At 70.8% G+C, this 20,689-nt stretch carries 19 protein-coding genes and 2 pseudogenes; 19 read left to right on the top strand and 2 right to left on the bottom strand.

From position 1 onward, the window contains the following. Nucleotides 1–157: 157 nt before the first annotated feature. Complete coding sequence (locus tag ACGFU6_RS24900) at nt 158–997, bottom strand: HAD family hydrolase (RefSeq protein ID WP_393613969.1); 840 nt, start codon at nt 995–997, stop codon at nt 158–160. A 564-nt stretch (nt 998–1,561) separates the two neighbouring features. On the opposite strand from ACGFU6_RS24900, the gene ssd reads away from it, so the two are divergent. From ssd to ACGFU6_RS24935, 7 genes and pseudogenes are all read left to right on the top strand, one after another. Beyond that, complete coding sequence (gene ssd, locus ACGFU6_RS24905) at nt 1,562–2,623, top strand: septum site-determining protein Ssd (RefSeq protein ID WP_393614216.1); 1,062 nt, start codon at nt 1,562–1,564, stop codon at nt 2,621–2,623. Then, nucleotides 2,620–3,768 carry a TadA family conjugal transfer-associated ATPase gene (locus ACGFU6_RS24910; RefSeq protein WP_393613971.1) on the top strand — a complete coding sequence of 383 codons (1,149 nt, stop codon included), beginning with the start codon at nt 2,620–2,622 and terminating at the stop codon, nt 3,766–3,768. The genes ssd and ACGFU6_RS24910 overlap by 4 nt, the downstream gene beginning before the upstream one ends. A gap of 20 nt (nt 3,769–3,788) precedes the next feature. After that, nucleotides 3,789–4,646 carry a type II secretion system F family protein gene (locus ACGFU6_RS24915; RefSeq protein WP_393614218.1) on the top strand — a complete coding sequence of 286 codons (858 nt, stop codon included), beginning with the start codon at nt 3,789–3,791 and terminating at the stop codon, nt 4,644–4,646. Further along, nucleotides 4,643–5,488, top strand: a complete 846-nt coding sequence (locus ACGFU6_RS24920) for a type II secretion system F family protein (protein WP_393613973.1) — start codon at nt 4,643–4,645, stop codon at nt 5,486–5,488. The genes ACGFU6_RS24915 and ACGFU6_RS24920 overlap by 4 nt, the downstream gene beginning before the upstream one ends. An 81-nt stretch (nt 5,489–5,569) precedes the next feature. Further along, entirely contained in the window at nt 5,570–5,770 is a 201-nt protein-coding gene (locus ACGFU6_RS24925) for a DUF4244 domain-containing protein (RefSeq protein WP_393613975.1), read from the top strand. 73 nt (nt 5,771–5,843) lie between these two features. After that, complete coding sequence (locus ACGFU6_RS24930; protein WP_393614219.1) at nt 5,844–6,173, top strand: TadE family type IV pilus minor pilin; 330 nt, start codon at nt 5,844–5,846, stop codon at nt 6,171–6,173. A gap of 83 nt (nt 6,174–6,256) precedes the next feature. Then, nucleotides 6,257–6,547: pseudogene (locus ACGFU6_RS24935) on the top strand (Rv3654c family TadE-like protein); the annotation flags it as partial. Nucleotides 6,548–6,578: 31 nt separating this feature from the next. Here ACGFU6_RS24935 and ACGFU6_RS24940 read toward each other — a convergent pair. Then, on the bottom strand, nt 6,579–9,128 hold the full coding sequence (locus ACGFU6_RS24940; RefSeq protein ID WP_393613977.1) for a DEAD/DEAH box helicase: 2,550 nt from the start codon (nt 9,126–9,128) through the stop codon (nt 6,579–6,581). A 78-nt stretch (nt 9,129–9,206) separates the two neighbouring features. On the opposite strand from ACGFU6_RS24940, the gene ACGFU6_RS24945 reads away from it, so the two are divergent. From ACGFU6_RS24945 to ACGFU6_RS25000, 12 genes and pseudogenes are all read left to right on the top strand, one after another. Next, the gene (locus ACGFU6_RS24945) at nt 9,207–9,560 is read left to right on the top strand and encodes an STAS domain-containing protein (protein ID WP_003967428.1); all 354 of its coding nucleotides are present in this window, start codon (nt 9,207–9,209) and stop codon (nt 9,558–9,560) included. A 596-nt stretch (nt 9,561–10,156) separates the two neighbouring features. Next, on the top strand, nt 10,157–10,630 hold the full coding sequence (locus tag ACGFU6_RS24950; protein WP_393613979.1) for an ATP-binding protein: 474 nt from the start codon (nt 10,157–10,159) through the stop codon (nt 10,628–10,630). A 281-nt stretch (nt 10,631–10,911) separates the two neighbouring features. Further along, nucleotides 10,912–13,347, top strand: coding sequence for a sodium-translocating pyrophosphatase (locus ACGFU6_RS24955; RefSeq protein WP_393613981.1), 2,436 nt, complete (start codon nt 10,912–10,914; stop codon nt 13,345–13,347). 428 nt (nt 13,348–13,775) lie between these two features. Further along, nucleotides 13,776–14,453 carry a small secreted protein gene (locus ACGFU6_RS24960; RefSeq protein ID WP_393613983.1) on the top strand — a complete coding sequence of 226 codons (678 nt, stop codon included), beginning with the start codon at nt 13,776–13,778 and terminating at the stop codon, nt 14,451–14,453. A gap of 76 nt (nt 14,454–14,529) precedes the next feature. Further along, entirely contained in the window at nt 14,530–16,065 is a 1,536-nt protein-coding gene (locus ACGFU6_RS24965) for a methyltransferase (RefSeq protein WP_393613985.1), read from the top strand. Beyond that, nucleotides 16,062–16,247: a hypothetical protein gene (locus ACGFU6_RS24970; RefSeq protein WP_393613987.1), complete on the top strand. Its 186-nt coding sequence runs from the start codon at nt 16,062–16,064 to the stop codon at nt 16,245–16,247. Before ACGFU6_RS24965 ends, ACGFU6_RS24970 begins: the two co-directional genes overlap by 4 nt. Nucleotides 16,248–16,424: 177 nt before the next feature. Then, complete coding sequence (locus ACGFU6_RS24975; RefSeq protein ID WP_393613989.1) at nt 16,425–17,069, top strand: winged helix-turn-helix domain-containing protein; 645 nt, start codon at nt 16,425–16,427, stop codon at nt 17,067–17,069. Nucleotides 17,070–17,159: 90 nt separating this feature from the next. After that, nucleotides 17,160–18,173, top strand: a complete 1,014-nt coding sequence (locus tag ACGFU6_RS24980; RefSeq protein ID WP_393613991.1) for an ABC transporter ATP-binding protein — start codon at nt 17,160–17,162, stop codon at nt 18,171–18,173. Between the two features lie 188 nt (nt 18,174–18,361). Next, a pseudogene (locus tag ACGFU6_RS24985) lies at nt 18,362–18,880 on the top strand (ABC transporter permease); the annotation flags it as partial. A gap of 253 nt (nt 18,881–19,133) precedes the next feature. Beyond that, entirely contained in the window at nt 19,134–19,871 is a 738-nt protein-coding gene (locus ACGFU6_RS24990) for a hypothetical protein (RefSeq protein ID WP_393614230.1), read from the top strand. Beyond that, nucleotides 19,816–20,013, top strand: a complete 198-nt coding sequence (locus tag ACGFU6_RS24995) for a hypothetical protein (RefSeq protein WP_393614231.1) — start codon at nt 19,816–19,818, stop codon at nt 20,011–20,013. Before ACGFU6_RS24990 ends, ACGFU6_RS24995 begins: the two co-directional genes overlap by 56 nt. Nucleotides 20,014–20,160: 147 nt before the next feature. After that, nucleotides 20,161–20,358: a hypothetical protein gene (locus tag ACGFU6_RS25000; RefSeq protein WP_393613993.1), complete on the top strand. Its 198-nt coding sequence runs from the start codon at nt 20,161–20,163 to the stop codon at nt 20,356–20,358. The last annotated feature ends 331 nt before the right edge of the window (nt 20,359–20,689 follow it).

The raw sequence follows: 20,689 nt of genomic DNA on the forward strand, positions 1-20,689 counted from the left end.
GAATTCGCGGAGCGGGTGATGGCAGTGTGTGGCTGACTCCCGGGGCGTCCGGGGCGTCCGGGGCGTCCGATGTGTACGAGGTGATCGGCTGCCCGGTTTGCCGGGGCGGGGTGTCCGGCGTCCGAGCGGCCGCTGGTGGCGTAGGGCGTGGGCTCGGTCATGCCGAGGCCGCAGCGGTGCGCCGGCGTGCGGTGTACCAGACGAGGCCGGCGGTGAGGGCGGCCGCGCCCACTGCTGCCGCGGCCAAGAGCGCGGGGCGCGGCGGCAGCGAGAAGGTGGGCAGCCGCTGCTTGAGCCGGACCGGGCGGTCGAAGACGAGAATCGGCCACTCCCGGAGAGTCGCCTCGCGGCGTAGGGCGCGGTCCGGATTCACCGCGTGCGGATGGCCGACGGACTCCAGCATCGGCACATCGGTCGCGGAGTCGCTGTAGGCGTAGCAGCGAGCGAGGTCGTATCCCTCGGACACGGCGAGGGCCTTGACGGCCTCTGCCTTGGTCGGCCCGTACGCGTAGTACTCCACCTCGCCGGTGAAGCAGCCGTCGTCACCGACGACCATGCGCGTGGCGACGACGCGGTCTGCCCCGAGCAGTTCACCGATCGGTTCGACGACTTCGGCGCCGGAGGTCGAGACGATGACCACATCGCGTCCCGCGGTGTGATGTTCCTCGATGAGCGTCGCCGCTTCGTCGTAGATGATCGGGTCGATCAGATCGTGCAGGGTCTCGGCGACAATTTCCTTCACCTGCTGAACGTTCCAGCCTTTGCAGAGCGCTGACAGATACTCGCGCATCCGCTCCATCTGGTCGTGATCTGCACCCCCGGCAAGGAACACGAACTGCGCGTACGCAGTGCGCAGTACGGCACGGCGGTTGATCAGCCCGCCTTGGTAGAAGGACTTGCTGAAGGTCAGTGTCGAAGACTTCGCAATGACCGTCTTGTCCAGGTCAAAGAAGGCTGCTGTGCGCGGCAAGAAGCAGTTTTCCACAAGGCAGAGCATAGGGGCCCACCATTCGGCGTAAACTCCGGCGCGTGGGTTTGCCTGAGAAGGTGCTCGGGTACACCATGGAAGTCACGGATCGTTCGCGACCGTGCTAACCCGGTCCGGCTCCTCCCCCCCCGAGTCGGCCGTGGGGACGACCCCCGCTCTCCCCCCCGGCGGGGGTCGTCGCATGTCCGGACGCGTTTCTGTCGCTCGGAATCAAGCATTTCTCCTCTTTCTCGGCCGCTGCGGCCGGCCTCTCGATGAACTCCCATCAGCATGTGCCGTCACAGTGCGTGATGGAAGGGCTGCTCTCGGAAGTCGCCGGTTCGAGGGACGAGGATATTCACAACGACAGAGTTGTCCACAGTTTTTGAGCAAGATCCACACGATTTCCTGAAGCGCTGCACCGTGATTCCACCCGTGAAGTCCACGGGTTCCGGAATCACCGTTCTCGGAACGCTCCGAGATCGCCGCGAACCGCGGTGAAGGTGAGTGAAGAAGGGGGCTGAGATCGTGGCTGAATCCAGCGCACGGGATCGTTTGCAGGCCGTCGGGCCGAAGCGGGGCGGACCGTTGATCGTGACCGAGGATGTGGATCTGCTCGACGACCTGCTGAGGCTGTGTGCGGCCGCCGGCGCGGAGCCCGAGGTCCATCACACGCTGCCGGACCGGCGAGGTGGCTGGGAGCGGGCTCCCATGGTTCTCGTCGGGGACGATGCGGCGCAACGCTGCCGTGGAGCGGTCCGCCGGCGGGGTGTGATGCTCGTCGGGCGGGACCAGGACGCGCCCGATGTCTGGCGCCGAGCCGTGGAGATCGGGGCCGAATACGTGCTGCGGCTGCCCGATTCGGAGAACTGGCTGGTCGATCAGATCGCCAACGCGACGGAAGGTGTCGGCAGGCCGGCGCTCACCGTCGGGGTGATCGGCGGCCGGGGTGGCGCCGGCGCGTCCACGCTGGCCTGCGCGCTCGCGGTGACCGCGGCGAGGAGCGGGCGGCGGACCATGCTGATCGACGGTGACCCGTTGGGCGGCGGCATCGATGTGCTGCTCGGAGGAGAACGTGCGGAGGGCATGAGGTGGCCTGATTTCGCCCATTCCAAGGGGCGGGTCGGCGGCGGCGCCCTGGAGGAGTCGCTGCCCGCGCTGCACGGGCTGCGGGTGCTCAGCTGGGGCCGCGACGACTGGGTGGTCATCCCGCCGCAGGCGATGCAGGCGGTCCTGGCCGCGGCGCGGAGGCTCGGTGGGGTGGTGGTCGTCGATCTGCCGCGCCGTGTCGACGAGGCGGTGGCCGAGGCCCTTGCCCAACTGGATCTCGGGCTCGTGGTGGTGCCCGGGGAGCTGCGGGCGGTCGCAGCAGCGAAACGCGTGGCGTCGGTGGCGGGAATGGTGCTCGACGACATCCGGGTGGTGGCGCGCGGGCCGTACGCGTCAGGCCTCGACGAACAGTGGGTGGCGCACGCTATGGGGCTGCCGCTGGCCGGTGAACTCCCTTTGGAACAGGGTTTGCTGGCTGAGCAGGACGCGGGGGAGCCGCCCGGCGGGAGTGCCCGCGGACCGCTTGCCAGGTTCTGTTCGGCCTTCTGGGACCGGGCGTTCGCAGGCGAGGGTGTCGCAGGTCCGGCTGCCGGAGGTGCCTCATGACCGAGGCCCTGCTCGACGCCGTTCGGCAGCGGCTGGCGCAGAGCGGAGCGGCGCCGACCCCGGCCGGGGTCGCGGCCGCACTGCGGGCGCAGGGCCGACTGCTCGGAGACGCCGAAGTCCTGCGTGCGGCGGATGAGTTGCGCGGAGAGCTGATCGGGGCCGGGGTACTGGAGCCGCTGCTCGCGGATCCGGCGGTCACCGATGTGCTCGTGTCCGCGCCCGACCGGGTGTGGGTGGACCGGGGCCGCGGACTCGAGCTCACCGGGGTGACCTTCGCCGACGCGGCGGCGGTGCGCAGGCTCGCGCAGCGGCTCGCCGCCGTCGCGGGACGGCGGCTGGACGATGCCAGGCCCTGGGTGGACGCGCGGCTTCCGGACGGGACCCGGATGCACGCGGTGCTGCCGCCGGTGTCGGTCGGATCGACCTGTCTGTCGTTGCGGGTGGTCCGGCCCAAGGCCTTCTCGCTGGGCGAACTGGTCGCGGCGGGGACGGTGCCACCGGGCGGCGACCGGGTGCTGCGGGCGCTGGTGGAGGCCCGGGTCTCCTACCTCATCAGCGGGGGAACGGGCGCGGGGAAGACGACGCTCCTCGCGAGCCTGCTGGGCGTGGTGGGGGAGCGGGAGCGGATCGTGCTCGCCGAGGACTCCGCCGAGTTGCGTCCGGACCATCCGCACGTCGTACGGCTGGAATCGCGTCCCGCCAACCAGGAGGGTGCCGGGCGGGTGACGCTCCGGGACCTGGTGCGGCAGGCCCTGCGCATGCGGCCCGACCGGCTGGTGGTCGGGGAGGTGCGAGGGGCGGAAGTCACGGAGCTGCTGGCTGCTCTGAATACCGGTCATGAGGGCGGCTCAGGGACGGTTCACGCGAACGCGGCCGAGCATGTCCCGGCTCGGCTGGAGGCGTTGGGGACAGCGGCTGGGCTGGACCGGACGGCACTTCACAGCCAGTTGGCGGCGGCCCTGTCCGTCGTGGTTCATCTCGTACGGGACCGGGCCGGGCGGCGCCGGATCGCCGAGATCCAGGTGCTGGAACGGGATGCGGCGGGGCTCGTGGTGACCGTGCCGGCACTGCGGTGGAGTGCGGCCGGATTCGAACGGGAGCGGGGCTGGGGGCGGCTGCGGTCGCTGATCGGGGGTGAGCTGTGACCGGCGGCGCGGAAGTGGGGATGCCGGAGGCGGTGCACGCGGCGATGTTGTGCGCGGGGGCAGCGGCCTGGCTGATGGTGGCCGGCCGGGACCAAGGGAAGCGGAGAGCAAGGGTGTTGCCGGCGGTGGAGGCTGCGCAATCGCCCCTGGGGGAGCGCTGGGAGAGCGGCCTGAGGCGGCTCAAGGCGTGGCTGATGGGACGCCGTGAGTTGCTGTGCCTGCCGGTGGCTCTGGTTCTGGGGGTCCTCGGTGAGTCGTTGCTGCCGATGGCTGCGGGGGCGGCGGCGGTGCCACTGATGCGGCGATGGCTGCGGAGAAGGGAGTTACGCAAGGGCCGGGAGCGGCGGGCCGACGCGGTGGTGACTCTGTGCGGTTCGGTGGTGGGTGAGTTGAGGGCCGGCCGTGAACCGGGGCAGGCGCTGCTCGTCGCGGTGCGGGGGACGGGGGTGATGGGAGCGGCCGAGGCGGGGGTTTCGGCGGCGGCGCAGTTCGGGGGCGATGTCCCCGGAGCACTGAGGCAGGCGGCGGGCGAACCCGGCTTGGACGGGCTCGCGGGAATGGCCGCCTGCTGGCGGGTGGCGGTGGACGGCGGGGCCGGGCTCGCGGCCGGTCTGGACCGGCTGGAGGGCGCGTTGCGGGCCGAGCGCCGTCGTCGGGAGGACCTGCGGGCGCAACTGGCCGGAGCGTGGTCGACTGTCGCGGTGCTGGCTCTGTTGCCTGTGCTGGGCATGGGGCTTGGTGCCGCGCTCGGCGCAGAGCCGTTGAGGGTGCTGCTGCACAGTACGGCCGGGTTGGTCTGCCTGGTGACGGGCGGAGCGCTGGAGGCGGCGGGCCTGCTCTGGGCCGGTCGGATCGTCCGGGCGGGAGAAGCCCTGTGAGCGCGGGGTTCGGTGACGTCGTCCAGCGGGTGGGGGCCGTCGCTTCGGCGGCTTGGGTGTGCACCCAGTTGGTGCTCGCCCTGAGCCGTCGACGGACCGGGCGGCGGGTGCGGCGCAGGGGAGCGGTTTTTCTGGCGGTGGACGAGCGGGGGCCGGTGGGTTCTCGCGGCGGGGTCAGGGCTGTCGGCCGGGTAACGCGTCGGGTCGGCCGACTGGTGGCGGGTGTCCCTGCCGGGCAGTGGGCGGCGGCGCTGGGTGCCGTGTCGACGGGTTGGGTCTTGGTGGGCGGCCTCATGGGCTGGGCGGTTGGCCTGGTGGCGGGGTACGTCGCCTGGCGGTGGCAGCGGGCTCGACCGGGGAAGGCGCCGCGTGCAGCGGCTCAGGAGGCGGCGAATGCCGCGGAGGCCGTACGTCGGCTTCCGCTGGCCGCCGATCTGTTGGCGGCCTGCATCTCCGTCGGGGCCGGTCCGCGAGAGGCGGCCGAGGCGGTGGGTGAGTCGCTGGGCGGGCCGGTCGGTGAGCAACTGGCGCGGACGGCGGCGGAGATCCGGCTCGGCGGGGACCCCGCCGTCGCCTGGGGGAGGTTCGGGGAGATACCAGGCGCTGCCGAGCTTGCCCGCTGCCTGGATCGGGCCGCCGCGACCGGCGCTCCGGCGGCGGAGCCGGTTTCCCGGCTGGCCGAAGCGATGCGGGCCGAGCGGTCGAGCGCGGCGGTGGCGCGGGCGCAGCGGGCCGGCGTCCTGATCACCGCGCCCGTCGGGCTCTGCTTCCTTCCCGCGTTTCTCACGGTTGGGGTGGCGCCCGTGGTGATCGGTCTGGCGACGGGGCTGCTGAACCACTGACGCACCAAAAGAGCCCAAATGCGATGAGTACCTCAATTAGTAGCTCGATTTCGGCAGAAAACTGTCTCATGGGGGTTTGAAATGAAGCAGAAAGTAATGGTTTGGGTGCGGAATCTCGTACGCGCGGCTCGGGCGGACAGCGGAATGACGACGTCCGAATACGCGGTGGGGACGATCGCTGCCTGCGCGTTCGCTGCGGTGCTTTACAAGGTGGTCACCAGTGCACCGGTCATGGCGCAGTTGCAATCACTGCTGAAGGACGCCCTCGATGCGAAGTTCTGAGAGCGGCGCAGCGGTGGCGCCTGGTCTCGGGGGACGAACGGGGCGGGTGCGGCCGGGGAGCGACAGCGGCGCGGTGACGGCGGAGGCAGCCATGGCGATTCCGGTGCTGGTGGTGTTCACCCTCGCCCTGGTGTGGGCCCTGATGGCCTCGTCGGCCCAGATCCGGTGCGTGGACGCGGCCAGGGCCGGTGCGCGAGCGGCGGCCCGATCCGAGCCGGAGGCCCAGGTGCGGGAGGCCGCCCTTTCGGCGGCGCCGGACCGGGCGGCGGTCGATGTGCGACGTGACGGGGCGCTGTGGCGGGTCCGGGTGACCGCGCCGACCCCGGGCCCCGGGGGCCTGGGCGTCACGCTGAGAGCGGAGGCCGTGGCGTCTGCCGAGGACACGGTGGGGGCGACGCCGTGATGCGGGCGGGGCGGCGAGTGCCGGACGTGTGGCTGCAGGGCCTCTGTGCGCGCTACAGGGGCTGCGAGAGGCGGGACCGGGGGATGGCCACTGTGTGGGCTGCGGTGGCCACGGTGACGCTGTGCACGGTGTTTGCCGTGGTGCTGGCGCTCGGGCAGGTGGTGGTGGCCCGGCACCGGGCCGGAGGTGCGGCCGACCTGGCGGCCCTGGCAGCGGCTGACCGGGCCTTGGACGGAGCAACCGCTGCCTGCCGGGCCGCCCAGCAGGTTGCTGGGGCGCAAGGGGCGGAAGTGGTGCGGTGCGCCGTGCAGGGGGAGATCGCCGATGTGGTGGCCCGGGTACGTGTGGGTCCCTACGCCCCGGAGGTCAGGTCCCGGGCAGGGCCGGCGACGGCGGCCCCTGTGGCTACGGGGCCGTCGGGGAGCCCGGAGGGCGCGGAGAGCTCGGGGAGTCCGGGGAGCCCGGAGGGCAGTGAGGTTCGGATTGCTCCGGGTGCTCGGATGGCTCGGGAGGTGCCGATCGGAGGAGCTCGGTGAGCAGACGCACGGCGCCGCGTTTGTGCAGCGGTTCGTTGCCGTTGCCGCACTTCGGGGACTGGATGCAGGACGGGCACCCCGCATCGCACTCACATGAGGCGATGGCCTGACGCGTGGCGGTCAGCCAGCCGCGCGCGGTGTGGAAGGCGCGTTCGGAGAACCCGGCACCGCCGGGGTGGCCGTCGTACACGAAGACCGTCGGCAGCAGGGTGTCCGGATGCAGCGGTACGGACACGCCGCCGATGTCCCAGCGGTCGCAGGTGGCGAAGAGCGGCAGCATCCCGATCGACGCGTGCTCGGCGGCATGCAGCGCGCCGCCCAGGATCTCCGGGTTGATCCGGGCGGAGTCGAGCTGGTCCTGGGTGACCGTCCACCACACGGCGCGGGTGCGCAGGGTGCGGGGCGGAAGGTCCAGTTTGGTCTCGCCCAGAACCTCACCGCTGATCAGTTTGCGACGGAGGAAGGAGACGACCTGGTTGGTGACCTCCACGGAGCCGTAGCAGAGCCGCCCGTCGCCCCACGGGATCTCGGTGTCGGTCTCCAGGACGGCGATGGCGGTGGTGTCGCGCGCCGTCGTCGAGTACGGCGGGCTCGCCTCCTCGACCAGTGCCGCCGAGTCGTCGAGGTCCAGCTTGCGGACCAGGTAGGTGCGGCCCTGATGGAGGTGGACGGCGCCTTCATGGACTGCGGCGTGTGCGGCGGACTCGTCGACGGTGCCCAGCAGCCTCCCGGTGCCCTCCTCGACGATCTGGACGGGGCGGCCGCCCTCGCCCCGGATGTCGGTGAGGTCGGCGGCCCGTTCGCGCCGGGTCCAGTGCCAGCCCGAGGCGCGTTTGCGGAGCAGCTTCGCGGATTCCAGCTGCGGCAGCAGGCCGGTGGCGGCGGGGCCGAAGAGGGCCAGATCGGGTTCGGTGAGCGGCAGCTCCGCCGCGGCGGCGCACAGGTGGGGGGCCAGGACGTACGGGTTGTCCGGATCGAGGACGGTCGACTCCACAGGCTGCTGGAACAGCGCCTCGGGGTGGTGGACGAGGAAGGTGTCCAGCGGGTCGTCGCGGGCCACCAGGATGGCGAGGGCACCCTGTCCCGCGCGTCCCGCACGGCCGGCCTGCTGCCACAGCGAAGCCCTCGTGCCGGGGTAGCCCGCTATGACGACGGCGTCCAGACCGGAGACGTCGATGCCGAGTTCGAGGGCGGTCGTGGCGGCCAGGCCGAGCAGCTGACCGGAGTGCAGGGCGCGTTCCAGGGCGCGGCGCTCCTCGGGGAGATAGCCCCCGCGGTAGGCGGCCACGCGGGCGGGCAAGGAGCGGTCGACCTCCGCGAGGCGTTCCTTGGCGATGACGGAGATGAGCTCGGCGCCCCGCCGGGAGCGTACGAAGGCGACCGAGCGCACACCCTGCACGGTGAGGTCGGTGAGCAGGTCCGCGGTCTCCGCCGTGGCGGTGCGGCGCACGGGAGCTCCCTTTTCGCCGTGCAGCTCGGTCAGGGGCGGCTCCCACAGGGCGAAGACCAGTTCGCCGCGCGGGGAGGCGTCATCGGCGACCTCGACGACCGGGAGGCCGGTGAGGCGCCCCGCCGCGGCCGAGGGCTCGGCCGCCGTGGCGGAGGCCAGGAGGAACACGGGATCGGCGCCGTAACGGGCGCACAGGCGGCGGAGCCGGCGCACCACCTGGGCGACGTGGGAGCCGAAGACACCCCGGTAGGTGTGGCACTCATCGATGACGACATAGCGCAGCGCGCGCAGGAAGGAGGACCAGCGGGGGTGGGACGGGAGTATCCCGCGGTGCAGCATGTCCGGGTTGGTGAGGACGTAGTTGGCGTACTGGCGTACCCATTCGCGTTCCTCGACGGGGGTGTCGCCGTCGTAGACCGCAGGACGGATCGCGTTGCCCAGCGGGGCCGCGAGTTCCTTCACCGAGCGCCTCTGGTCGGCGGCCAGGGCCTTGGTGGGGGCGAGGTAGAGGGCGGTCGCGCCACGGCCGTTGGGTGCCTCGGAGCCGTCCAGGAGGGAGCTGAGGACCGGGGCGAGGTAGGCCAGCGACTTGCCGGAGGCGGTGCCGGTGGCGATGACGACCGACTCGCCGTCCAGCGCGTGCTCCGCAGCTGCCGCCTGATGGGCCCAGGGATGATCGATTCCGGCGCGCTGGATGGCCGCGATCACTTCTGGGCGGATGCGATCGGGCCAGACCGCATGAGTTCCCGTACGCGGGGGCAGGTGCTCCGTATGAGTGATGCGCGCGGCCCGGCCCGCCCTTGCGGCGAGCCGGTCGAGGACCATGTCCGGAGAGGGGCGGGAGCCCCCGCTCTCGGGCGGTCGACTGGGGCGGTGTTTCTTGGCCATCGGCACCGAGTGTGTCACTGGCGAGGCGGACAATGGTCCCAAGGCGTCGTGCATGGCAGCTGGTAAGTGATTGAATGCCATCGCGGCTGGCGATCCGTCCCCTGGCTCCGCCGGGGAGACCGAGGGGCGACCGCTCGATAGCAAGGTGCTGGAGGATCCGTGGACCTGTCCTTGTCGACTCGCAATGTGTCCGGCCCTGGTGGCGACCGTACGGTCGTCGAGGTCGGTGGCGAGATTGATGTGTATACCGCGCCCAAGCTGCGCGAGCAGTTGGTCGAGTTGGTGAATGACGGCAGCTACCACTTGGTTGTCGACATGGAAGGCGTCGACTTTCTCGACTCCACCGGCCTCGGCGTGCTCGTGGGCGGTTTGAAGCGTGTGCGGGCCCATGAGGGCTCGTTGCGCCTGGTCTGCAACCAGGAGCGCATTCTCAAGATTTTCAGGATCACCGGTCTCACCAAGGTGTTCCCGATTCACACCACGGTCGATGAGGCCGTCGCGGCAACCGACTGACGGTCGGCTCGCGGTCGGACCGGCCCAAGGGCCGGTCCGGCGGTAGCGGCGCAGCCGGACCGGCGGGTGCCGTCGACAGCTTCGGAGGAAGACGGCCGAGGGTGTGACGGAGGCCTGTCGGCGGCCGATGATTCGGCTGTCCGGCATCGGTGCGGCGTCAATCCCGACGTCGACCCGTCACCCGTTCGGTGGTCGTCGGCTGATCTATTTTGCCGGTCTGCTCGTCGGCTCGGTTGCTGGTCGGTCGCTCACGCGATCGGATCAGCCGCCGGTTGTCTGAGTCATCGGCTGCTGGATCAGTCATCGGCCGCTGGATCAGCTGTGAGCCATCAGCTGTCAGTCGGCAGATGCCGAAGCGGCCGTTGGCTGTCGGATCAGCCGTCAGTCGTCAGCCTTCAGGATCGGCTGGCGGAGGTCGGGTCGGCGGTTGAACTTCGGCTGTACAACATCCGTCGGGCGGTCGTCCGGTGGATGCCGGGCAGATGCGTCGGCCGGCGGTTTCCGGTCGGTCGGCGGTGACCGGACTGGAAGAGCCAGGAGTGCCGGGCCATCGGTCCGGTTCCTGGGTGCACACACGTACGTTCGAGGGGGATCGCATGGCCACCGTTGAACTCCGCTTCAGCGCCCAGCCCGAACACGTCAGGACGGCCCGCCTCGTGGCGGCTGCCGTGGCGCGCCGGGCCGGGGTCGACGAGGCAGTGCTCGACGAGGTCAGGCTCGCCGTGGGAGAGGCCTGCAGCCGCGCTGTCGGGCTGCATCGCAGCCATGGCATCACCGCCCCGGTCACGGTCGTCCTGACGGAGGAGGAGAAGTCCTTCTCCATCGAGGTCGGCGACGAGGTGCCGGGCCCGCGCAGCGACGGGTCCGTACCCGGCATGTCCGGAGGCTCCGGCGACACGTCCGCCGTGGGGCCGGACGAGCCGGAACCCGATCCGGACGGCGACGGCGAGGACGAGATGGGCCTCGCGGTCATCAGCGGCCTGGTCGACGACGTGGAAGTCAGATCCGGCGCGGACGGCGGAGTCATCCGGATGAGCTGGCCGAAGACGCCGGCGACCGTACTGCGCTGAGTGCGTCGCGTCCCGGGGCGGTTCGGCCGGCCCGGTGGCGTGGACGGTCACCCCTGATCAGTTTTTCGAGGCCCTGCTGAGCAGGGCCTTTTTCCTTTCCCCTTGATCAGTGATCTACCGAAAATGCGTCTGCCCCATTACTGCATTCGGCCCAGTCCGCGAAGGTGATCAATTGTCGTTCGGTGGATGAAGGTCAATTACATTTACCGCGCACTGTTTTGATCGTGTCTCGCTACCTACAATCCGTCCACGTCTTGAGCGCTGAGCGTCAAGGAGGACGTATGGCGGGGTTCGGCACCACACCACTGGCAGAACTGACGCAGTTTTCCGCACTTTCCGACCCACCCACCACTCTCGCGGCAGCGGTGCTCACCGATGACAACCGTGTCATCGTGATCGTCGTCGCGGTCGTCGCCGTCGCGGCCCTGCTGGTCGCCCAGCTGCTGGCACGTCAGGTGCTGGCGGCCGGTGAGGGCACCGAACGCATGAAGGAGATCGCGGCCGCCGTCCAGGAAGGCGCGAATGCCTATCTGGCCCGGCAGTTGCGAACGGTAGGCATCTTCGCCGTTGTCGTCTTCTTCCTGCTTCTCCTGCTTCCGGCCGACAACTGGTCACAACGCGCAGGCCGTTCGGTGTTCTTCCTGGTGGGTGCGCTTTTCTCGGCGGCCACCGGTTACATCGGGATGCGGCTCGCCGTACGGAGCAATGTGCGGGTGGCCGCCGCTGCGCGTGAGGCGACTCCCGCAGAAGGCGAACCGGAAAAGGATCTCACCGTTGTTTCGCACAAAGCAACGAAGATCGCATTCCGTACCGGGGGTGTGGTCGGCATGATCACCGTGGGCCTCGGGCTCCTGGGCGCCTCCTGCGTGGTGCTCGGCTATGCCGCGGACGCGCCCAAGGTGCTGGAGGGCTTCGGGCTCGGGGCGGCGCTGATCGCGATGTTCATGAGGGTCGGCGGCGGCATCTTCACCAAGGCCGCCGATGTCGGTGCGGACCTGGTCGGCAAGGTGGAGCAGGGCATTCCGGAGGACGATCCGCGCAATGCCGCCACCATCGCCGACAATGTGGGCGACAACGTCGGGGACTGCGCGGGCATGGCGGCCGACCTCTTCGAGTCGTACGCCGTGACGCTGGTCGCCGCGCTCATCCTCGGCAAGGCCGCCTTCGGTGACGCGGGACTCGCGTTTCCGCTGATCGTTCCGGCGATCGGTGTGATCACCGCGATGATCGGCGTCTTCGCGGTCGCGCCGCGCCGCAGCGACCGCAGCGGGATGACCGCCATCAACCGCGGCTTCTTCATCTCTGCGGTCATCTCGCTCGTTCTGGTGGCCGTGGCGGTCTTCGTCTACCTGCCGTCCACGTACGCGGACCTGGACGGGGTCACCGATGAGTCCATCACCTCGCACGGTGGGGATCCGCGGGTGTTCGCGCTGGTCGCCGTTGCCATCGGCATCGTGCTGGCGGCCCTGATCCAGCAGCTGACGGGCTATTTCACCGAGACCAACCGCCGCCCGGTCAGGGACATCGGCAAGTCCTCGCTCACCGGACCGGCCACCGTCGTACTCGCGGGTATCTCCATCGGTCTGGAGTCCGCCGCCTACACCGCGCTGCTGATCGGGCTCGGTGTCTACGGGGCGTTCCTGCTCGGCGGTACGTCGATCATGCTGGCCCTCTTCGCGGTGGCGCTGGCCGGTACCGGTCTGCTCACCACCGTCGGGGTCATCGTCGCCATGGACACCTTCGGCCCGGTCTCCGACAACGCGCAGGGCATCGCCGAGATGTCCGGCGATGTCAGTGGCGCCGGTGCGCAGGTCCTCACCGACCTGGATGCCGTCGGCAACACCACCAAGGCCATCACCAAGGGCATCGCCATCGCGACCGCCGTTCTGGCGGCGGCGGCGCTCTTCGGTTCCTACCGAGACGCGATCGCCACCGCGGTCGACGACGTGGGCGCCTCGGCGGGGGAGATGGGGCTGAGCCTGGACATCTCGCAGCCCAACAACCTGGTGGGTCTTATCCTCGGTGCCGCGGTCGTGTTCCTCTTCTCCGGCCTGGCCATCAACGCGGTGTCCCGGTCCGCCGGGGCCGTGGTCTACGAGGTGCGGAGGCAGTTCCGCGATCACCCCGGGATCATGGACTACACCGAGAAGCCGGAGTACGGGCGCGTCGTCGACATCTGCACCAAGGACGCGCTGCGCGAGCTGGCCACGCCCGGTCTGCTGGCGGTGCTGGCGCCGATCGCGGTCGGCTTCAGCTTCGGGGTGGGGGCGCTCGGCTCGTATCTCGCCGGTGCGATCGGCACCGGGACGCTGATGGCGGTCTTCCTCGCCAACTCCGGCGGGGCGTGGGACAACGCCAAGAAGCTCGTCGAGGACGGTCACCACGGCGGCAAGGGGAGCGACGCCCACGCCGCGACCGTCATCGGCGACACGGTCGGTGACCCCTTCAAGGACACGGCCGGGCCGGCGATCAACCCCTTGCTCAAGGTGATGAACCTGGTGGCACTGCTCATCGCGCCCGCGGTGGTGAAGTTCAGCTACGGCGAGGACGCGAACGCCGCGGTGCGCGCGGTGGTGGCGGCGCTCGCCATCGTGGTCATCGTCGGTGCGGTCTACGTCTCCAAGCGGCGCGGGATCGCCGTCGGCGACGAGGGCGATCCCGGCGGCGAGGGCGGGGGCAGCCCGGCCCGGCCGAGCGACCCGGCGGCCGTCCAGTGAGCCCGGCGGCGGAGGGAGGCCGTGTCAACGGCGTTCCTGGTCGGCGCCGTTAGGCGACGCGGGGTCGGCAACCGGGTGGGCGGGGCATTCCGATGCCTCGTCCGCCCGTCCGCTTCTTCGGCCACTTCTCCACCGCGCGTCCGATGGGTCGTCCGGCCGTCAGAGGGGCTGCCCCAGACGGTCGTTGGCTCATCCGCATGGCTTGTCCGGGTGCATCACCCGAAGGGCTTACCTGAATGACCTACCCGAACGAGTGCTTGTTCGGACGGACGTTCCCGTGCGCGGGGGTCGTGTGGGTGAGTTGTATCTCCCTCATTTCGCTTGGTGCAAATGGCTGCAAAAGCCTACCCATCGGACGCCGGGCGCCCGGATGAAGGGCGCTCGGCGTGTAAGTTCCGGGGCCGAGAGCCTTGGAAGGGACCAATCCGGTGAACAAGAAGCTTGCGGCCGCGCTGTCCGGCGGTGCGGTACTGGTACTTACGCTGTCGGGCTGCAGCGACGACAGCGACAACAAGGTGAACGACTGGGCCAAGAAGGTCTGTGACCAGGTCCAGCCCCAGCTGCAGAAGATCGCGAACGCCAACGCCTCCATCCAGCAGCAGACCGCGGACAACAGCAAGCCCGCCGACGTCCAGAAGACCGACTCGGCCGCCTTCAAGCAGATCTCGCAGGCGTACAAGGCGCTCGGCTCAGCCGTCGACTCGGCGGGCCCGCCGCCGGTCGACGACGGCGAGACCACGCAGAAGGAGGCCGTGAAGGAGCTCAACGCCTCCTCCGTGGCCTACGCGGACCTGCAGAAGAAGGTCGATGACCTCGACACGAAGGACCAGGCGAAGTTCGCGGACGGCCTCAAGGGCATCGCTGACGAGCTGAACAAGATCAGCACCAACGGTGACCAGGCGCTGAAGAAGCTCCAGTCCGGCGAGGTCGGCAACGCCATGGCCAAGCAGAAGGGCTGCCAGAAGCCGACGGCCCCCGCATCGCCGTCCGCCGACTCCTCCAAGTCGGCGTCTCCCTCGAAGGACTCGAAGAACTCCGAGGACCCGAAGGACGCGAAGGGCTCGAAGGAGGCGTCTTCCTCCGCCTCGCCCAGCGAGAAGTCGTAGCCGGCCGGTTCCTGGAAGCGGCCCGGCGGCCCTGGAGGCCGGCGGGCCGCTGCCGTTGTCAGTGGGAGCCGTCACAATGGGTCACGTGAGTAAGACCAGCCTTCCCGCACCCGACCATGCGACCCGGCTTCGCGAAGCCCTGCTCGCCGCCGCCTTCACCGCCGACGGGCTCCTCGACCAGCTCGGTGCTCCCGCCTACGCCGCGCTCGCCCGCAGCGAGACCGTCCCGGCGCTGCGCGCCACCCGGGGCGACGCGCCGCTCGACACGCTCGTACGGCTCTTCCTCCTCCAGCGCCCGGTCCTCTCCGGGCGGGCGGCCGCCGTGCTGCCGCTGCCGGAGTGCGTGGCGGACGGCTGGCTGACCGAGACGGACGGCGAGGTGCGCGCGTCCGTCGACGTGCGCCCCTACGGCGGACCGGACGGCCAGGACTGGTTCATCGTGTCCGACCTGGGCTGTGCCGTCGGCGGCGCGGGCGGCATCGGCTCGCACGAGGAGGGCGTCGTCCTCGGTATCGGCGGCGCCTCCACCACCCTCGCCGGTATCACCGTCCGCAGACCTGTCGCCTCCGCCCTCGACATCGGTACGGGCTCCGGCATCCAGGCGCTGCACGCCTCGCAGCACGCCACCAGGGTCACCGCCACCGACCTCAATCCGCGCGCCCTCGGCTTCACCCGGCTCACCCTCGCCCTGTCCGGCGCCGCCCCGGCCGATCTGCGCGAGGGTTCCCTCTACGAACCGGTCGCGGGAGAGACGTACGACCTGATCGTCTCCAACCCGCCCTTCGTCATCTCGCCCGGCGCCCGGCTCACCTACCGCGACGGCGGTATGGCGGGCGACGACCTGTGCCGGACCCTGGTGCAGCAGACCGGCGAGCGGCTGAACGAGGGCGGGTACGCCCACTTCCTGGCCAACTGGCAGCACACCGAGGACGAGGAGTGGCAGGACCGGCTTCGCTCCTGGGTGCCGCAGGGCTGTGACGCCTGGGTGGTGCAGCGCGAGGTCCAGGACGTCACGCAGTACGCGGAGCTGTGGCTGCGCGACAGCGGCGACCACCGCACGGAGCCCGGGGATTACGCGGCTCGGTACGGCGCCTGGCTGGACGAGTTCGAGGCCAGTGGGACCAAGGGCGTCGGATTCGGCTGGATCACGCTGCGGAAGTCCGCCGCGGCGGCCGCCGGGGACCCGTCGATCGTGATCGAGGAGTGGCCGCACGCGGTGGAGCAGCCGCTCGGACCGGCCATCGAGACGCACTTCGCCCGCCAGGACTACCTGCGGGACCAGGACGACGCGGCTCTGCTGACCGGTCACTTCACCCTGGCCGCCGAGGTCGTGCAGGAGCAGGTCGGGCTGCCGGGTGCCGAGGATCCCGAACATGTGGTGCTCCGTCAGAACCGGGGTATGCGGCGTGCGACGAAGGTCGACGCGGTGGGTGCCGGATTCGCCGGCGTGTGCGACGGATCGCTGCCCGCGGGCCGGATCCTCGACGCCATCGCCCAGCTGATGAACGAGGACCCGGTGCTGCTGCGCGACCGCACTCCGCAGGCCATCCGGCTGCTGGTCGAGGAGGGCTTCCTGGAGCCGGTGCCCCCGGCGGAGGGGACGGCCGGATGATCCGGATCGAGCTGGACGCGCCATCGCTCGGTGCGACGCGGATCGCGATCAGCCCGCTGTGGGACGCGTTCTGCAGCCTGTATCTCGCGATGCCGCGCCGCGCCCCCTCCCTGCCGTACCAGGAGTGGGTGGTGCGCGCCCGGGAGGTGCTGAGGGAGGACGACCGTACGCATGCGCTGTGACTGCTGACCGAGGGCCCGCTGAGCTTCCCGGACTTCCTGCTGCCCCGGCCGGTCGGGGCCACGTCCATCGAGGCGGAGCTGGAGACGGTCCGGGCCACCCCGGCCGACGTCGTACGGGCCGGGGTCGCCGAGCACTACGCGGGGCTTGAGGACCACCCACGCATCCGCCCGTACCTGGTGGACCCGAAGCCGTCCTGCGCGGCCCTCGCCGATGCGTACGCGGCCTACTGGGACGGTGCGCCGGCGGCGCACTGGCCCACGATGCGCCGGCTCGTCGAGGACGAAGTACTCATCCGTGCGAGGGCCTTCGCCACCGAGGGAGTCGACGCGCTCTTCGCCGGTCTGGAGAGCCGGGCCAGATGGACGCCTCCCGTCCTGGAGCTGACCAAGCACATCGACGTGGAATACCGTGCGGGCGAACGCCGGCTCCTGCTCGTGCCGCTCGTCTTCGCCGAGGGCTGCCGGCTCTACTCCACCGATGACCCCGAGGTCCTGGCCGTCTCCTTCCAGGCCCGTGGCGCGGGTGCGCTGCGGGAGCGGCGGGCGGATCACCCCGACACCGGTGACCGGCTCGGGCTGCTGCTCGGCCGGGGCCGCGCCTCGGTCCTGCGGCAGCTCGGCGGGCCGCTCACCACGGCCGGGATATCCGACCGGCTGGGGCTCGCGCCGAGCACGGTCTCGGAGCACCTGTCCGCGCTCGCGGACGCGGACGTCGTCACCCGGCACCGGATCGGCCGCAGCGTGTACTACCAGCTCACGGACACCGGCCGGGCCCTGCTCGCGCTGCTGTCCGGGGAGGAAGTGCTGCGCGCGGTCTCCTGAGCGCGGCGGGCGGAGTGGCGCCCGGAACGACGATTCGGTGGCTCCCGAATTGATGGCGGGGGCGGCACGGCCCGCCCTAGCGTGCCCGCCATGCTTGCCATCGAGGCGGAGAGCCTTTGCCGCACCTACACCAGCCGGACCGGCTTCCTGCGTCCGCGCCGTACCGAGACCCGGGCTGTGCGGGGGGTCACCTTCGAGGTGACACGCGGCGAGCTCTTCGGTCTCCTCGGCCCCAACGGCGCGGGCAAGACCACCACCATCAAGATGCTCAACACCCCGCTGCTGCCCACCTCGGGCACCGCCCGGGTGCTCGGGCACGACGTGGCGTCCGACCCGGTCGCCGTACGGCGCAGGATCGGATACGTCTTCGGTGGCGACCGGGGTCTCTACGACCGGCTGTCCGCCCTCGACAACCTGCGCTATTTCGCCGAGCTGTACGCCGTGGAACCGCGTGACCAGAAACGGCGGATCGCTGAACTGCTCGACCTGGTCGGCCTCACCGGCCGGGAGAAGGAACGCGTCGAGGGCTACTCGCGCGGGATGCGGCAGCGACTGCACATCGCACGGGGCCTGTTGCACCGGCCGGACGTGCTGTTCCTGGACGAGCCGTCCATCGGCGTCGACCCGGTGGCGGCGAGGGATCTGCGCCGCACGATCGCTGATCTGCGGGCCGGCGGCACGACCGTACTGCTGACCACGCACATGGCCGAGGCCGATGAGCTGTGCGACCGGATCGCGGTGATCGCGGGCGGCACCATCCGGGCGCTGGGCACCCCGGACCGGCTCAAGTCCCGGGTCCAGGAGCGCGGCATCCTGGAGATCGAGGCCCACGGAGCGGGTGAGGAACACCTCGACCGCATCCGGGACCTCGCGGGCGGGCACGGCGTGGCCGCCGAGGACCGGGGCAGCCGGCAGGCCGTCATCGTGCAGACGGAGCGCGGAGTCCAGCTGCACGCGCAGGTGCTCGCTGCGCTCCACGGTGTCCGGGTCGGACGGGTCGTCACACGTGAACCGACCCTGGAGGACGCCTACATCGCGATCGTCGAGGAGGCGGAGAGCGAAGAGTCGACGGAACCCGGGAGCAAGGCGGAGGACGAGGCGTAAGGCAAGGCGGAGGACGAGGCGGAGGGCGAGGCAGAGCACGAAGCCGAGCACGGGGCCGGGTACGAGGCGGATCAGTCCGTCGAGGCCGGCCGTTTCGCCGACGGGGCCCCGGCATGAGCCGCGGTGGCACGGCCCCCGCCAGGGTGCTGCGTCTGGTGGCCGTCGGAGTGCGCACGCACGTCTCGTACATGAGCCGCTCGCCGATCGAGATCACCTTCGCCGTCCTCGTACCGCTGGTGTACGCGACCCTCGCCGTCTACCTCTTCCGCGCGTCCGACGACCCCGACCGACTGCTCACCGCGGCCGTCGGGGCGGGGCTCATGGGCATCTGGTCGTCGGTGCTCTTCGGGTCGGGCGGGGCCGTGCAGAACCAGCGCTGGCTCGGCACGCTGGAGACCTTGGTGGCCTCGCCCACGCCGCTCTCCCTCGTGCTGCTGCCGATCACCCTGGCCACCGCCGTCATCGGCACGTACGCCATGGGGGCGACGGTGATCTGGGGCGCGGTGCTGTTCGACGTGCCGCTGGACTTCGCTCATCCGCTGCTCTTCCTGGTCGCCATACCCGTGTGCGTCGCGTCGCTCGGGATGATGGGCCTGCTGCTCGCCGCCACGTTCGTACTGCTGCGCAACGCCAACGCACTCGCCAACCCGCTGGACGCGCCCGTGTGGATGCTGTCCGGGATGCTCGTGCCCGTCACCGTCCTGCCGGACTGGACCCGTCCGGTTTCCTGGGCGCTGCCCACCACATGGGGCTCGCGGGCGGTGCACGCCGCGACCTCGGGAGGCACGGGGCCGGTGAGGTGCTGGTCCCGATGGCCGCGGCCCTCGCCCTCGGCACGCTGTACGCCTTGGCCGCCGTCCTGGTCCTGGGGCGCGTCGAACAGCGCGTACGGGCCGCCGCCACCCTCTCCCTCACCTGAATACCTGAGCGCCCGAGCGCCTGAACCAGGAGTTGTCCCGTATGCCCGTCAGCGCACCGGACCCGGCCGCCACGAACCGAACACCCACGAACCGAACACGCACGAACCGAAGTCCCACGAACCGGAGCCACACGCATCGAAGCCCCTTCGCCGCGCTGCGGCTCGTCGTGATCGGCGGCGCCCTGTCCTACCGGGCGCTCTTCAACTGGACGACGCCCCCGATGTTCGTCGGCACCCTGCTGGTGGGCCCGCTGCTGCAGCTGCTCTTCTTCGTCTTCCTGGGGCGTCAGCTCCAGGTCGCCGACGACCGCTTCTACCTCCTCGGCAACGCCGTCGTCGCCGCCTCCACCGCCTGTGTCTACGGCGGCACGATGGCCATCGCCAACGAACGCCGTTACGGGACGCTCGGCGCGGTGCTGCTGAGTCCCCGGTACTGGGCTCCGCTCTGGTTCGGCCGTGCGCTGCCGTATGTGCTGAACGGACTCTTCATCAGCGCCTTCACGCTCTCCGCCGCATGCCTGCTGCTCGGTCTGCGGATTCCGGTTGGCGCTGTTCCCGGGCTGGCGGCGGTGCTGCTCGCCGCCGCGGCGGGGTGTTCCGCGTTCGGCCTCGCGCTCGGGGCGCTGGGGCTGCGCCTCCGGGATGTCTTCCTGAAACGTGGCGAGTTCGGTGCTCCTGCTGCTGACCGGCGCGAACGTGCCGAGGGAGAGTCTGCCGGAGTGGATGCGCGCCGTCGGCGCCGTACTGCCGCTGACCCACGCGGCCGAAGCGGCAAGTGAGTTGTCCGCCGGCGCCGGTCTCGACGTCCGGGATCTCGCCGCCGAGCTCGGGACGGGGGCCGGGTACGCGCTGCTCGCCGTCGTGCTGCTGACGGTGTTCGAACGCGGAAGCCGGCGGCGGGCGACCCTCGACGTCATGTGAGCACGGTGCGGTCCCGTGAGCACGGCCGGTACCGCTGTTCACCCGGGGTTCGCGTCGCCGACGCCCGGTGGTGCGAGCCTCCCCGGAACGGCGTGACACGAAGCCGTACGGCGCGGTCCGCGCCGGGGGACAGAGAGGCGTACGGGTATGGAGAGCGGACCTGCGATCTTCGCCGGTACGGCGTTCGCACTGTTCGGTGCCGCGCTGCTGCTGTGGACGGGGGCGTGCGTGCTGCAGCGCGCGCCGGTGGCGTACCGGGTGAGTCCCGTCGCTTCGACCGTACTCGCGACTGTGTTCGGCGTAGTTTTCCTCGTCCTCGGGGTGTGGTGCTTCACACGCGTCTGAGCACGCGTCCGAGTGCGCGTCCGAACCCCTCGCGGGCACTCGCGGCCCGGGGCCCGCCCGGAACACGCCCGGACCGCCCGCACCTCGCACCCGGCACCCGCAGGGCCGCCACAGCGCCGCCGAAACATGCAGGCAGCGGCCCCGCGCACGGCGGACCGAGCGGGCCGGGCGGCAGGAAAGGCGGAAGTCGGGTTACCGTTCGAGTGGCCGTTGCGGGCTTTTGCCGTTTGACACGGGGGCGGGTTGTACCGTCACACTCCGCAGCGACAGCACTGTCGGCAGCGCGATCGCGCTGCCCGGATGCCCACCGAGTGTCGACCGGAGAGAAGAG

Origin of the sequence: Streptomyces sp. NPDC048462 (genome assembly GCF_043200175.1) — a bacterium.
GTDB lineage: Bacteria > Actinomycetota > Actinomycetes > Streptomycetales > Streptomycetaceae > Streptomyces.

Bases quoted from the DNA above. Each gene is read 5' to 3' on its own strand.
- ACGFU6_RS24900 (WP_393613969.1), bottom strand. From the start codon at position 997: ATGCTCTGCCTTGTGGAAAACTGCTTCTTGCCGCGCACAGCAGCCTTC.
- ACGFU6_RS24910 (WP_393613971.1), top strand. From the start codon at position 2,620: ATGACCGAGGCCCTGCTCGACGCCGTTCGGCAGCGGCTGGCGCAGAGC.
- ACGFU6_RS24915 (WP_393614218.1), top strand. From the start codon at position 3,789: ATGCCGGAGGCGGTGCACGCGGCGATGTTGTGCGCGGGGGCAGCGGCC.
- ACGFU6_RS24925 (WP_393613975.1), top strand. From the start codon at position 5,570: ATGAAGCAGAAAGTAATGGTTTGGGTGCGGAATCTCGTACGCGCGGCT.
- ACGFU6_RS24940 (WP_393613977.1), bottom strand. From the start codon at position 9,128: ATGGCATTCAATCACTTACCAGCTGCCATGCACGACGCCTTGGGACCA.
- ACGFU6_RS24950 (WP_393613979.1), top strand. From the start codon at position 10,157: ATGGCCACCGTTGAACTCCGCTTCAGCGCCCAGCCCGAACACGTCAGG.
- ACGFU6_RS24955 (WP_393613981.1), top strand. From the start codon at position 10,912: ATGGCGGGGTTCGGCACCACACCACTGGCAGAACTGACGCAGTTTTCC.
- ACGFU6_RS24965 (WP_393613985.1), top strand. From the start codon at position 14,530: ATGGGTCACGTGAGTAAGACCAGCCTTCCCGCACCCGACCATGCGACC.
- ACGFU6_RS24970 (WP_393613987.1), top strand. From the start codon at position 16,062: ATGATCCGGATCGAGCTGGACGCGCCATCGCTCGGTGCGACGCGGATC.
- ACGFU6_RS24980 (WP_393613991.1), top strand. From the start codon at position 17,160: ATGCTTGCCATCGAGGCGGAGAGCCTTTGCCGCACCTACACCAGCCGG.
- ACGFU6_RS24990 (WP_393614230.1), top strand. From the start codon at position 19,134: ATGCCCGTCAGCGCACCGGACCCGGCCGCCACGAACCGAACACCCACG.
- ACGFU6_RS24995 (WP_393614231.1), top strand. From the start codon at position 19,816: ATGCGCGCCGTCGGCGCCGTACTGCCGCTGACCCACGCGGCCGAAGCG.
- ACGFU6_RS25000 (WP_393613993.1), top strand. From the start codon at position 20,161: ATGGAGAGCGGACCTGCGATCTTCGCCGGTACGGCGTTCGCACTGTTC.